This is a genomic window from Pseudomonas lurida (genome assembly GCF_002563895.1).
Lineage (GTDB): Bacteria > Pseudomonadota > Gammaproteobacteria > Pseudomonadales > Pseudomonadaceae > Aquipseudomonas > Aquipseudomonas lurida.
On the sequence record NZ_PDJB01000001.1, the window covers coordinates 1,407,678 to 1,420,021 of the forward strand.

The 12,344-nt window shown below is 61.6% G+C and carries 10 protein-coding genes; 3 read left to right on the plus strand and 7 right to left on the minus strand.

The features are described 5' to 3' along the window. Nucleotides 1–106: 106 nt before the first annotated feature. Entirely contained in the window at nt 107–742 is a 636-nt protein-coding gene (locus tag ATH90_RS06365) for a TetR/AcrR family transcriptional regulator (RefSeq protein ID WP_034109131.1), read from the minus strand. Nucleotides 743–835: 93 nt separating this feature from the next. On the opposite strand from ATH90_RS06365, the gene ATH90_RS06370 reads away from it, so the two are divergent. After that, the gene (locus ATH90_RS06370; RefSeq protein WP_034109130.1) at nt 836–1,936 is read left to right on the plus strand and encodes an efflux RND transporter periplasmic adaptor subunit; all 1,101 of its coding nucleotides are present in this window, start codon (nt 836–838) and stop codon (nt 1,934–1,936) included. A 6-nt stretch (nt 1,937–1,942) separates the two neighbouring features. Continuing rightward, nucleotides 1,943–5,008, plus strand: a complete 3,066-nt coding sequence (locus tag ATH90_RS06375) for an efflux RND transporter permease subunit (RefSeq protein ID WP_098465896.1) — start codon at nt 1,943–1,945, stop codon at nt 5,006–5,008. A 559-nt stretch (nt 5,009–5,567) separates the two neighbouring features. On the opposite strand, the gene ATH90_RS06380 is transcribed toward ATH90_RS06375, so the two are convergent. Genes ATH90_RS06380 through plsB form a run of 3 tightly spaced genes read right to left on the minus strand, consistent with a single transcriptional unit; the run spans nt 5,568 to nt 9,255 of the window. Beyond that, the gene (locus ATH90_RS06380) at nt 5,568–6,257 is read right to left on the minus strand and encodes a DUF4197 domain-containing protein (protein WP_010212601.1); all 690 of its coding nucleotides are present in this window, start codon (nt 6,255–6,257) and stop codon (nt 5,568–5,570) included. Nucleotides 6,258–6,297: 40 nt separating this feature from the next. Continuing rightward, entirely contained in the window at nt 6,298–6,699 is a 402-nt protein-coding gene (locus ATH90_RS06385; RefSeq protein WP_034109126.1) for a YbaY family lipoprotein, read from the minus strand. Nucleotides 6,700–6,750: 51 nt separating this feature from the next. Continuing rightward, a complete protein-coding gene (gene plsB, locus ATH90_RS06390; RefSeq protein WP_034109124.1) occupies nt 6,751–9,255 on the minus strand; it encodes a glycerol-3-phosphate 1-O-acyltransferase PlsB in 2,505 nt (834 codons plus the stop codon). Nucleotides 9,256–9,436: 181 nt separating this feature from the next. Here plsB and ATH90_RS06395 point away from each other — a divergent pair, with 181 nt between their 5' ends. Beyond that, nucleotides 9,437–9,646, plus strand: coding sequence for a cold-shock protein (locus tag ATH90_RS06395; RefSeq protein WP_003219353.1), 210 nt, complete (start codon nt 9,437–9,439; stop codon nt 9,644–9,646). An 81-nt stretch (nt 9,647–9,727) separates the two neighbouring features. Here the strand turns inward: ATH90_RS06395 and ATH90_RS06400 are convergent, their stop codons facing one another. The 3 genes from ATH90_RS06400 to dapE are packed head-to-tail and all read right to left on the minus strand — an operon-like array spanning nt 9,728 to nt 12,120. Beyond that, the gene (locus tag ATH90_RS06400; protein WP_034109122.1) at nt 9,728–10,105 is read right to left on the minus strand and encodes a hypothetical protein; all 378 of its coding nucleotides are present in this window, start codon (nt 10,103–10,105) and stop codon (nt 9,728–9,730) included. Between the two features lie 54 nt (nt 10,106–10,159). Then, nucleotides 10,160–10,969, minus strand: coding sequence for a putative RNA methyltransferase (locus ATH90_RS06405; protein WP_098465897.1), 810 nt, complete (start codon nt 10,967–10,969; stop codon nt 10,160–10,162). Further along, nucleotides 10,969–12,120 carry a succinyl-diaminopimelate desuccinylase gene (dapE, locus tag ATH90_RS06410; protein ID WP_034109119.1) on the minus strand — a complete coding sequence of 384 codons (1,152 nt, stop codon included), beginning with the start codon at nt 12,118–12,120 and terminating at the stop codon, nt 10,969–10,971. Before dapE ends, ATH90_RS06405 begins: the two co-directional genes overlap by 1 nt. Nucleotides 12,121–12,344 lie beyond the last annotated feature (224 nt).

The following is a 12,344-nucleotide window of genomic DNA, read 5'->3' on the forward strand; positions in this document are numbered from 1 at the left end:
CGCTTCGCATAGTGGGAGGGGGGGCGCGGTACTTATCGTGGATATGCCCGGCTTTTAGAAGCATGTATGGCATAGCAGGCGCTGGCTTGCCAGCGCTGAGGCCCGTTCATGGCCTGTAGGCACGCATGAACAACCCTACCACTTCCTGAACATGGGCTTCGGCGGCTTCTTCGCTCAGGTGCCCGCCGCAGCCATACAGCAAGCAAAAGTTCGCCGTGCCCTTGAGCAGGCAGAAGAAGTGCTCGGCCGCCGTAAAGGGTTTGTCGATGCTCAATGCGCCGCTCTGGTCGATCTTGCCGAGCAGGCGTTCCATGCCCTGCAGCATGCGCATGGGGCCTGCCTCGAAGAAGATCTGCGAGAGTTTCACGTCCTGATTGCCGGTGGTCATCATCAGGCGATGCAGGTTGACCGACTCTTCGCTATTGATCAGGCGATGGAACCCCCGCGCGATCGTCAACAGCACAGTCTCCACAGGCATGCCTGCGGGCAGCTCGAAGTACATCACCGGCAGTTGCTCTTCGCATTTGGCCACCACGGCGGCGGTGAACAAGGTCTCTTTGTCGTTGAAATGGCTGTAGACGGTCAGCTTCGACACGCCGGCTTCCAGTGCCACCGCGTCCATGCTGGTACTGGCGTAGCCATTGCTCAAAAACAGGATTTTCGCTGCTTCGAGAATTGCCTGGCGTTTTGCCATGTCCTTGGGACGCCCGGGGCTATTGGTGTTCACAGGATTGTCGGACATTTTCACCTTTAATACTGGACTGGTGAGTTTGGTATTAATAACATACCCGCCAGTATAATTATTCCTAGCTTCATTTGCGAAAGGTCCTCCAGCATGCGCAGTACTTTCCTGCCCTTTGCGTTGCCTGTCAGTCTGGTCTGCTTGCTGGCCGCCTGCGGCCATGAAGAAGCGACCCAAACCACCATCCGCCCGGCCATGGTGGTGCAACCACAGCCTTCTGTGCAGGCGATGGATAGCTACCCAGGTGAAGTACGCGCCCGCTACGAACCAGACCTGGCTTTTCGCATCGGTGGCAAAGTCAGCAAGCGGCTGGTGGAGGAGGGCGAACGGGTCAAGGCCAACCAGGCGCTGGCGGAACTCGACCCTCAGGACGTGCGCCTGCAACTGGAAGCGACCCGCGCCCAAGTTGCCGCCGCCCAGGCCAACTTGAGCCTGGTGCGTGCCGAGCGCGACCGCTACAAGACCCTGATGGACCGTCAGATGGTCAGCCGTTCCCAATACGACAATTCCGAAAACCTCTACCGCTCCGGTGAAGCGCGCCTCAAGCAGATCAAGGCCGAGTTTGACGTGGCCAACAACCAGGCCGGTTATGCCGTATTGCGTGCGCCCCAGGACGGTGTGGTGGCCAAGCGTGCGGTGGAAGTCGGCCAAGTGGTGTCTGCCGGCCAGACGGTGTTCACCCTGGCCACCGATGGCGAGCGCGAAGTACTCATAAGCCTGCCGGAGCAAGGTTTTGGCCGCTTCAAGATCGGCCAGCCGGTGTCGGTCGAACTGTGGAGCCAGCCCGACCAACGCTTCAGCGGACGTATTCGCGAGCTGTCGCCGGCAGCCGATCCGAAGTCGCGCACCTTCGCCGCCCGCGTAGCGTTCACGGGCGGCAAGGTCCCGGCTGAACTGGGTCAGAGCGCGCGCGTATTCATCCAGGCCGACGGCGTTGTGCCTCTGTCGGTGCCGCTGTCGGCGCTCAGTGCGGAGAACGGCGCGTCCTATGTCTGGCGCGTGCAGCCGGACAATTCCATCACCCGCGTGCCGGTGCGCATTGGCGCCTTTGGTGAAAAATCCGTCCCGGTACTGGAAGGCCTGGCCCCGACCGATTGGGTCATCGCCGCCGGTGTGCATGTGCTCCACGAGGGCCAGCAAGTGCGCCCGGTGGATCGCTCCAACCGTGTGGTGAATCTGGCGGCCAAGGAGTAGTCCCCGATGGGTTTCAATCTTTCCGAATGGGCGTTGCGTAATCGCCAGATCGTACTGTTCCTGATGATCCTACTGGCGGTCGTCGGTACATTGTCCTACTCCAAGCTGGGCCAAAGCGAGGACCCGCCGTTCACCTTCAAGGCCATGGTGATCAAGACCAACTGGCCCGGTGCAACCGCCCAGGAAGTCTCGCGGCAAGTCACCGAGCGCATCGAGAAGAAGCTCATGGAGACGGGCGAGTACGAACGCATCGTCTCCTTCTCGCGCCCCGGTGAATCCCAGGTCACCTTCATAGCCCGCGATTCCATGCATTCGGCGCAGATCCCCGAGCTGTGGTACCAGGTGCGCAAAAAGATCAGCGACATCCGCCAGACCTTGCCGCCGGATATCCAGGGGCCTTTTTTCAACGACGAATTTGGCACCACCTTCGGCAATATCTATGCGCTGACCGGCGATGGTTTTGACTACGCGGTGCTCAAGGACTACGCCGACCGTATCCAGATTCAACTGCAGCGGGTGGCGGATGTGGGCAAGGTCGAGTTGCTCGGCCTGCAGGACGAAAAAATCTGGATCGAACTGTCCAACCTCAAGCTCGCCACCCTCGGTCTACCCCTGGCAGCGGTGCAACAGGCGTTGCAGGAGCAGAACGCAGTCTCGACCGCAGGCTTCTTTGAAACGCCGAGCGAGCGCGTGCAACTGCGGGTGTCGGGCAACTTCAAGAGCGTGGAAGAGATCCGCAGCTTCCCCATTCGCGTGGGCGACCGCACCTTCCGCATTGGCGATGTAGCCGACATCCACCGCGGCTTCAACGACCCACCGGCACCGCGCATGCGCTACATGGGTGAAGACGCGATCGGCCTGGCCGTCGCCATGCGCGACGGTGGCGACATCCTGGTATTGGGCAAAGCCCTGGAAGGCGAATTCGCACGCCTGCAAAAGAACCTTCCGGCCGGCATGGAGTTGCGCAAGGTGTCGGACCAACCGGCGGCGGTGAAAACCAGCGTCGGCGAATTCGTGCAGGTGCTGGCCGAAGCGCTGGCCATCGTGTTGCTGGTGAGTTTCTTCTCCCTCGGCGTGCGCACCGGCATGGTGGTGGCCCTGGCGATTCCGCTGGTGCTGGCGATGACGTTTGCCACCATGTACTACCTTGGCATCGGCTTGCACAAGATTTCCCTGGGGGCACTGGTGTTGGCGTTGGGTTTGTTGGTGGATGACGCGATCATCGCCGTGGAAATGATGGCGATCAAGATGGAGCAGGGTTACGACCGGCTCAAGGCCGCCAGCTTTGCCTGGACCAGCACCGCGTTCCCGATGCTCACCGGCACATTGATCACCGCCGCTGGCTTCTTGCCGATTGCTACCGCGCAGTCGAGCACGGGCGAGTACACGCGTTCGATCTTCCAGGTGGTGACCATCGCGTTGCTGGCCTCGTGGGTCGCCGCCGTGGTGTTCGTGCCCTACCTGGGGGAAAAACTCCTGCCGGACCTGGCGAAGATGCATGCCGCCAAGCACGGCAGTGATGGCCCGGATCCCTACGGCACACCGTTCTACCAACGTGTGCGGCGTTTGGTGGAGTGGTGCGTGCGGCGACGCAAAACCGTGATCGTCTTGACCCTGCTGCTGTTCGTTGGCTCGGTTGCGCTGTTCCGTTTTGTGCCGCAACAGTTCTTCCCCGCCTCGGGCCGTCTCGAACTGATGGTCGACTTGAAGCTGGCTGAAGGCGCCTCCCTGAGCAACACCGCCGACCAGGTCAAGCGCCTGGAGGCGTTGCTCAAGGATCACGCGGGCATTGACAACTACGTGGCCTACGTCGGCACCGGTTCGCCGCGTTTCTACCTGCCGCTGGATCAACAACTGCCGGCCACCAGCTTCGCCCAGTTTGTGGTGTTGGCTAAAACCATCGAGGAACGCGAAAGCCTGCGCACCTGGCTGATCGAAACCCTCAACGAGCAATTCCCCGACCTGCGTTCACGGGTCACCCGCCTGGAAAACGGCCCGCCCGTGGGCTATCCGGTGCAGTTTCGCGTGACTGGCGAACACATCGAGGAAGTCCGCGCCCTCGCGCGCAAAGTGGCGGCCAAGGTTCGCGAGAATACCCACGTGGTCAACGTGCACCTGGACTGGGAAGAGCCGAGCAAGATCGTCTACCTCAATATCGACCAGGACCGCGCCCGTGCCCTCGGCGTGAGTACGGCCAACATGTCGAAATTCCTCCAGAGTTCGTTGACCGGTTCCAGCGTGAGCCAGTATCGGGAGGACAACGAGTTGATCGAAATTCTCCTGCGCGGCACCGTGCATGAACGCACCGAACTGTCATTGCTGCCAAGCCTGGCGGTGCCGACGGACAACGGCAAAAGCGTGGCGCTGTCGCAGATCGCCACCCTTGAATACGGCTTCGAGGAAGGCGTCATCTGGCACCGCAACCGTCTGCCAACAGTGACCATCCGCGCGGATATCTACGGCAAGGAGCAACCGGCGACGCTGGTCCAGCAGATTCTGCCGACCCTCGAGGGCGTGCGTGCCGAGCTCCCGGATGGCTACCTGCTGGATGTCGGCGGCACGGTCGAGGACTCTGCCCGTGGCCAAAACTCGGTGAAGGCCGGCGTACCCTTGTTTATCGTGGTGGTGCTGACCCTGCTGATGCTGCAACTGCGCAGCTTCTCGCGCACTGCCATGGTGTTTCTGACAGCCCCGTTGGGGTTGATCGGCGTGACGCTGTTCTTGCTGGTGTTCCGCCAGCCTTTCGGCTTCGTGGCCATGCTGGGAACCATCGCGCTGTCCGGGATGATCATGCGTAACTCAGTGATCCTCGTGGACCAGATCGAACAGGACATCAAGGCGGGCCTGGCGCCCTGGCAGGCGATTATTGAAGCCACCGTCCGACGTTTCCGCCCAATTGTGCTGACAGCCCTGGCGGCCGTACTGGCGATGATCCCGCTGTCACGCAGCGTGTTCTTCGGGCCGATGGCCGTGGCGATCATGGGCGGGTTGATCGTGGCGACGGCGTTGACGCTGTTGTTCCTGCCGGCACTTTATGCTGCGTGGTTCCGGGTGAAAAAGGACGTCGCATAATCACGCAGGCTCCCGGCCAGACCAACACGTCAAGGCGTTGATCTGGCCGGCTATCTCGGCCGTGCACGGGGTCGGCTAGCGTCCGATTCACATGCCGATGCAACCTCCATCGATGCAGGTGGAACGTTCCCTACGTTTACTCCACTCACAAAAGCGTGCTGGAACGGCGCGCAGGCTCGGACTTTGCCAGTGGGCAAACGAGCCTCTTTTTCTGTGGGTTAAGGGAGTGTTCTATGTCGATTTTTACCGCCATTGCTAATTTCAAGATTGCGTTCCTGGAGGCCCTGATAGGCAACCATTCATCTAAACCAGGCTATGAGCCCGCCAAGCCGCAGCGGCCAGGTTATGGCAACTGCCAGCACCCGCACCGTCCTCATACAAGCCGCCCGGGGTACCCCTATGCTCAACCGGCCAAGCCGATCGACAGCACACCACACCCACACAGGATCACCGGGCATCACGTGTCCGGCAGGCCAGTGTTTTCATTGAGTCGTTAAGCGCGTGAGAGCGCTGCGCCCAGGCCAGTGACAAGCGACTGGGCGCAATCGAGGGGAGGGGGTTACAGCGCGCCAAACACCTTCTTCGCCAGGCTGGTGGCCGCCGCTGCCGGGTTTTCGCGAATGGTTTCTTCCTGCTTGGCAATCATCTTGAACAACCCGTCCAGCGCCTGCTCGGTCACGTAGTTTTCGACGTTGGCGCTCTTGGCGTCCACTGCGCCAAACGCCGCGGCCTTGCCGGCCAAGGCGTTGTATTGCTGGGCCACACCCACCTTGTCGGTGGCGGCCTTGACGATCGGCAGGAACTTGGCGCGGATTTGTTCACGGCTGCTTTTGTTCAGGTACTGGGTGGCGGAATCCTGGCCTCCGCTGAGGATGCCCTTGGCGTCAGTCACGCTCATGTTTTTCACGGCGTTGACCAGGATCGGCTGGGCCTGGGTGACGGCGGTTTCGGCAGCCTTGTTCATGCTGGTTTCCAGCTGCGTGACCTGGTCACCCATGCCGAACATTTTCAGCTTGTCAGCGACTTTGCCCAGCTTGCCTGGCAGGCCGATCTTCACTTCCGGGTTGTTACTGAAACCACCGGGTACGCCCAGTTGCTTCACGGCGATCTGCGCGCCTTGGGTCAGGGCATCCTTGAGGCCGCCGCTGGCGTCACCCTGGGACAGGCTGCTCAAGTCCAGGGCCATGGCGTTGGCACCGAGCAACAGGCCGGCGCACAGGGCAGTAAAGCGAAGGGAGTTACGGAGCATGGGCGCTTCCTTTTGATAGGGCTTAGGTTCTAGAGGCTGTTCAATGAGCCACAGCATCAACGCGCAGGCGCAGAGGTTGTGGGTCCTCGCCATTGAGCTGCACAGCGTGCCGTTCGGTAGTGATAAACAGTAGCTTGCCATCCAGTTCGATGCGAGCACTCACCGAATAGCTGTGGCCGGGTTTGACCTGCGACGGGTCATAGCTCAGGTGGAAGGGCAGCGGCACCTGGCCTTTGACCGGGCCTTTCTGCTCGGCGAGTGTCACGGCGGGTGCATCCGCCAGGGACACGTCTTGCAGGCTGACACTCAAGGTCGCGCTTGGCGGCAGGGCGATGCGTTGCAGGTAGAACACTTCGCCGTCGAGACTGGCCTTGGGCGTGGGACTCATGCTTTGGCAGGCTCCGAGCAGGGCGGTGAGGCCCAGGAGGATGATCTTTTTCATGGTACAACTCCTTTTCAACGGCGCCGGCATCCAACCGGCGCCTGCTTAAATCTAGCGGTTTTCTTCAGGTTCGACAGGTGCTTCACCCGCGCCATCGACACGATGCAGGGCCACCTGGCGTATCGACAGGCGAATATCGGCTGGCAATACGCGCTTGGCGGCGCCTTCGGCCAACTCGCCGAGCAAATCGTGATAACTCAACTTGCCGGCTTCGTCGCGGCGCAGCACATCTTGCTCCAGCAAGGTCTGGATGAAATGTCGGAAAAGGCTCTTATCGAAGAACTCCGGGGCGTTGAGGCCATGCAGGATCGACAGGCGCTGGGCCATGATCGTGCAGAGGTCTTCCAGTTCTTCGGCACTGATGCTGTTCTGGCCGCTGTTGAGCAGCAGCGAGATCGCCATGTAGAAGCGTTGCAGGGTCTGGGCGATGCTCTTGGACAGCAGCGTCAGCAACACAAAGTGCCGTGAACTCGGTGCCGGGCGCAGGTAAACGTTATTCTCGAAACGCAGCAGGCCTTGTTCGACAAAGGCTTCCAGCCATTGGTCGATCACGGCGTCCAGCTCTTCCAGGGACCAGCGGATAAACAACTCCGATTGCAGGTACGGGTACAGCGCGTGGGTATAGCGCAGGATCTGATCGCGGCTCATCCGCGAACTGCTCTGGAAGAAACTGGCCAGCAGCGCCGGCAGTGCGAAGATGTGCAGCACGTTGTTGCGGTAGTAGGTCATCAGGACGGCGTTCTGCTCATCCAGGTACAGAATCTTACCCAGGGCATCGCTCTGTTCCGACAGCAGGTCCATGTCCTTGACGTGTTGGATCAGCGCCAGGCCATCGCCTTCGGGCAAGGTGGTGTGGGGCGAGTAGGGCACGCGGCGCAGCAGCGCCAGGTACAGGTCCAGTTGGCGCGCCATGGCCTGTTCGTCGAGGGCCAGGCGTGTGGTGGACAGCAGGGCCAGGGCCACCAGGTTGACCGGGTTTACTGCGGCGGCTTCGTTCAAGTGGCGCGCCACCTGTTCGCCGAGGCGGTTGGTGGTTTCGTTGAGCCAGGCCGGTTTGTAGTTCGGGGCCAATTCCTGGGCACGCCAGTCCGGTTGCTCGGCGTCGAGGAATTCGGCCAGTTTGATCGGCTCGCCAAAGTTGACCGCGACCTGGCCAAAGCGTTGCTTGAGCGCGCCAACCACTTTGAAGATATCGAAGATCGACTCTTTCTTCTTGCTCGCGCCGCGCAACTCACCGAGGTAGGTGCGGCCTTCGAGCACGCGCTCGTAGCCGATGTACACCGGCACGAACACGATCGGCATGCGTGAGGAGCGCAGGAAACTGCGCAGTGTAATCGCCAGCATCCCGGTTTTCGGCTGCAGCATGCGCCCGGTGCGCGAGCGCCCGCCTTCGACGAAGTACTCCACCGGGAAGCCTTTGGTGAACAGGGTGTGCAGGTATTCGTTGAACACCGAGGTGTACAACGGGTTGCCCTTGAAGGTGCGTCGCATGAAAAACGCACCGCCACGGCGCAGCAGGCTGCCGATCACCGGCATGTTCAGGTTGATCCCCGCAGCGATGTGCGGCGGGGTCAGGCCATTCTTGAACAGCAGGTAGGACAGCAGCAGGTAATCGATATGGCTGCGGTGGCACGGCACGTAGATCACCTCGTAGCCCTGGGCAACCTGTTGCACACCTTCGATGTTATTGACCTTGATACCGTCGTAGATCTTGTTCCAGAACCAGCTCAGCACCACTTCGAGGAAGCGAATCGCCGTGTAGGTGTAGTCCGAGGCGATCTCGTTGCCGTAGCGCAGGGCCTGGGCCTTGGCTTTCTCCGGGCTGATCTTTTCCCGTTCGGCTTCCTCGGCGATGGCTTGGCGCACCAATGGCATGTTGACCAACCCCTTCACCAGGTTGCGGCGGTGGGACAGGTCGGGGCCGATCACGGCGGTCTTCAGGTTACGAAAGTGCACACGCAAGATGCGCTGGGCCATGCGCACCGTACGTTCGTGCCCTTTATTGTGCTCGATCAATTCACGCAGGTTGATTGGCGCAGAGAATTGCACGCGGGTCTTGCGACCCAGGATCAGGATGCTCAACAACCGACGCAGACGGCCGGTGACGGCCCAGCTGTCGGCAAACAGCAGCTTCCACGGGCTGGACTCGCTCTCGGGCGACTGCCCCCAGAACACGCTGACCGGAATGATTTGTGCATCCTCTTGCGCGTGCTCGCTGAGGGTGTCGACCAGGCGAGTCAGGGTCGGCGGCGCGCCGCGCTTGTCCTGGCGGCCGAGCCAGTCCGGTTCTGGTGTGAGGTAGAAGAACGCCGCGGGCTCCATCAACGGGCCAACCGCCACCGGCAGCACCGGGCGCGGCAGGCCGGCCTTGGTGCACTCGGCATCGACCACGGCCAATTCGGTGAGGGAGGGCGATTGCAGGACGTAGAACACCGGCCGGCTGCGGTCCAGGTTAAGGGTTAAGGACGACTGGTTGATCGTCTCCGAGCGAACCCAGAGGTACAACAGTCGGCGCAAGGTGCCAAACACTAGACGGCGAAACGGAGAGCGGGTCATAGGCGTGCTGCTTCAAGTGGAAAAAACCGAGCAGATGCTCGGGCGGGTAGTGTGCCGTATTCGCCGAAAATCGGCAAAAAAGCAGCGAAGTAAACTTGAGTTGAACGTTTTTGAGCCTGTCTTATACTCGGCAGTTCAATGCGAGCGACTCAACAATAAAAAGCATGTGGGAGTAAAACAGATGGCAACGCGCGAAACCGGCAATGTGAAGTGGTTCAACGATGCAAAGGGCTATGGGTTTATTCAACGCGAAGACGGCAAGGATGTGTTTGTGCACTACCGCGCCATTCGTGGTGAAGGCCACCGCTCCCTGGCCGAGGGCCAGCAGGTGGAATACGCCGTGGTGACCGGCGAAAAGGGGCTGCAGGCGGAGGATGTGGTCGGTCTTTGAGCTAGAGTTACGTAACGCCGCTGAACCCATGTGGGAGCGGGCGAGCCCGCTCCCACATTTGATTAGGGCCACCGTTTGAATTCAGGCCGTTTTCCAGGTGATCTGCTCTTCACCGTCCGCGCTGATGCGGACCCAGGTGTCAGCGCTTTCCTCACCTTCTTCCTCAACCCACGTCCCCGGTGCGCAACGCACTTCGACGTTCAGCGCGGCAAACGCGGCGCGGGCGCAGGCGATGTCGTCGTCCCATGGGGTCTGGTCGCTTTCCAGGTACAGGCTGTTCCATTTGCCTACGGCTTTGGGTAGCCACGTGACGGGCACGTTGCCGGCCTTGCACTTGTAGGTCTGGCCTTTCTGGACCCAGTCGGTGCACGGGCCCAGGGCGGCGCCCAGCCAGGCGGCGATGGCCTTGTAGTCGACGTCGGCGTCCTTCAGGTAAATCTCGATATCAGGTTGGCGCATGGATGTTCCTCGTTGCGGGATTCGAAAATCCATTCGCGGATACTTAAAAGTCGGTTATTGAAGCACGAAATAATCGTAGCGCATTGACACCGTGACCTGCAGCGGCTCGGCGGCCCCGATCACCTCGGCGCGGCGCTCGGCACTGGCGCGCCAGCCGTGAGGCGTCATTGCCAACAGGTTGGCGCGGTCGTGGGGCTCGGCCAGGCTCAGGGTGAACGCCAGGGTTTCGCTGTGCGCCAAACTCATGCCGTCCGGTACCAGGGCCAGATGCTTGTCGTCGGTGTACTCGCGCACTTCGTCGTACAGGCGTTCGCGCAGTTCCATCAAGTGGCCGGCGGTGGGGCCGACTTTCATCAGGCCGCCGCCAGGGCTGAGCAGGCGCTTGGCCTCTTCCCAGTCCAATGGGCTGAAAACGCTGGCGAGAAACTGACAGCTGCCTGACGCCAACGGCACACGGGCCATGCTCGCGATCAACCAGGTCAGCGCCGGGTTACGCTTGCATGCGCGCTTGACGGCTTCCTTGGAAATATCCAGGGCATAGCCATCGGCATTGGGCAGGGCCTCGGCGATCTGCGCGGTGTAGTAACCCTCGCCACAACCGATGTCCACCCAGCGCTGCGGCGCGCGTTCGGCGGCAAGTTCCGCCAGGCGCCTGGCCACCGGAGCGTAGTGCCCGGCGTTGAGAAAGTCACGACGCGCCTCGACCATGGCCAGGTTGTCGCCTGGGTCGCGGCTGTTCTTGTGCTGCACCGGCAACAGGTTCAGGTAACCCTGGCGTGCACGGTCGAAACGATGCCCGGCCGGGCACGCCACGCCATTGTCCACCGCGTTCAGCGGGGCGCTGCAAATGGGGCAGGCCAGCATCAGGCGAGCAACTTGATCAGGGTCTGGTAGTAGATTTCGGTCAATACATCGAGGTCGCTGGCCAGGATGCGCTCGTTGACCTGGTGAATCGTCGCGTTGACCGGGCCCAACTCGACCACTTGGGTGCCGAGGGTCGCGATGAAGCGGCCATCGGAGGTGCCACCGCTGGTGGATGCCTGGGTTTCACGCCCGGTGATCGCCTTGATGCTCGCCGATACCGCATCCAGCAGTGCGCCGGGCTCGGTCAGGAACGGCAAGCCTGACAGCGCCCATTCCACGTGCCAGTCCAGGCCATGCTTGTCGAGAATCTCGGCAACCCGCTGTTGCAGGCCTTCGACGGTAGATTCGGTAGAGAAACGGAAGTTGAACACCGCCGTCAGGTCACCCGGGATCACGTTGGTCGCGCCAGTGCCAGCATTGAGGTTGGAGATCTGGAAGCTGGTCGGTGGGAAGAACGTGTTGCCGTCATCCCAATGCTCGGCGGCCAGTTCCGCGAGGGCGGGTGCGGCCAGGTGGATCGGGTTCTTCGCCAGGTGCGGGTAGGCCACGTGGCCTTGCACGCCGCGTACAGTCAGGGTGGCACCGAGGGAGCCACGGCGGCCGTTCTTGACCACGTCGCCCACCAGCGTGGTGCTCGACGGTTCGCCGACGATGCACCAGTCCAGGCGCTCCTTGCGTGCGGCCAGGCGCTCGATCACGGCCTTGGTGCCATGGTGCGCCGGGCCTTCCTCATCGCTGGTGATCAAGAAGGCGACCGAGCCCTTATGGTCCGGGTAGTCGGCGACGAAACGCTCCGACGCCACCAGCATGGCGGCCAGGCTGCCTTTCATATCTGCCGCGCCACGCCCGCAGAGCATGCCGTTGTCGTCGATCAGCGCGTCGAACGGGTCGTTCTGCCAGGCTTGCACCGGGCCAGTCGGCACCACGTCGGTGTGGCCAGCAAAGCACAGCACCGGGCCATCGTGCTTGCCATGGGTGGCCCAGAAGTTGTCCACCTCTTCGATGCGCATCGGCTCGAGCGCAAAACCGGCGTCGCCCAGGCGCTGCATCATCAGCTTCTGGCAATCGGCGTCGACCGGCGTCACTGAGGGGCGACGGATCAGGTCGATAGCGAGTTGAAGGGTCGGCGAAAGGTCGGCGTGGGCCGTCATGGGAAAACTCCGGGAGGCATGTCGTGGGCGCGGGACGAATGTGGACGTGAAACGGCGCAGAACCTTTGTGGGAGCTGGCTTGCCTGCGATGCAAGCGCCGCGGCCTGGCAGGTACACCGCAGCGATGCTATCGCAGGCAAGCCAGCTCCCACAAAGAGCAGGGCCTGCGCCAAGTCTCATAAAACGGCCGTTATCTTATAGCAAAACGGCGGCCAGAGGCCGCC

Bases quoted from the DNA above. Each gene is read 5' to 3' on its own strand.
- ATH90_RS06365 (WP_034109131.1), bottom strand. From the start codon at position 742: ATGTCCGACAATCCTGTGAACACCAATAGCCCCGGGCGTCCCAAGGAC.
- ATH90_RS06370 (WP_034109130.1), top strand. From the start codon at position 836: ATGCGCAGTACTTTCCTGCCCTTTGCGTTGCCTGTCAGTCTGGTCTGC.
- ATH90_RS06375 (WP_098465896.1), top strand. From the start codon at position 1,943: ATGGGTTTCAATCTTTCCGAATGGGCGTTGCGTAATCGCCAGATCGTA.
- ATH90_RS06380 (WP_010212601.1), bottom strand. From the start codon at position 6,257: ATGCTCCGTAACTCCCTTCGCTTTACTGCCCTGTGCGCCGGCCTGTTG.
- ATH90_RS06385 (WP_034109126.1), bottom strand. From the start codon at position 6,699: ATGAAAAAGATCATCCTCCTGGGCCTCACCGCCCTGCTCGGAGCCTGC.
- plsB (WP_034109124.1), bottom strand. From the start codon at position 9,255: ATGACCCGCTCTCCGTTTCGCCGTCTAGTGTTTGGCACCTTGCGCCGA.
- ATH90_RS06395 (WP_003219353.1), top strand. From the start codon at position 9,437: ATGGCAACGCGCGAAACCGGCAATGTGAAGTGGTTCAACGATGCAAAG.
- ATH90_RS06400 (WP_034109122.1), bottom strand. From the start codon at position 10,105: ATGCGCCAACCTGATATCGAGATTTACCTGAAGGACGCCGACGTCGAC.
- ATH90_RS06405 (WP_098465897.1), bottom strand. From the start codon at position 10,969: ATGCTGGCCTGCCCCATTTGCAGCGCCCCGCTGAACGCGGTGGACAAT.
- dapE (WP_034109119.1), bottom strand. From the start codon at position 12,120: ATGACGGCCCACGCCGACCTTTCGCCGACCCTTCAACTCGCTATCGAC.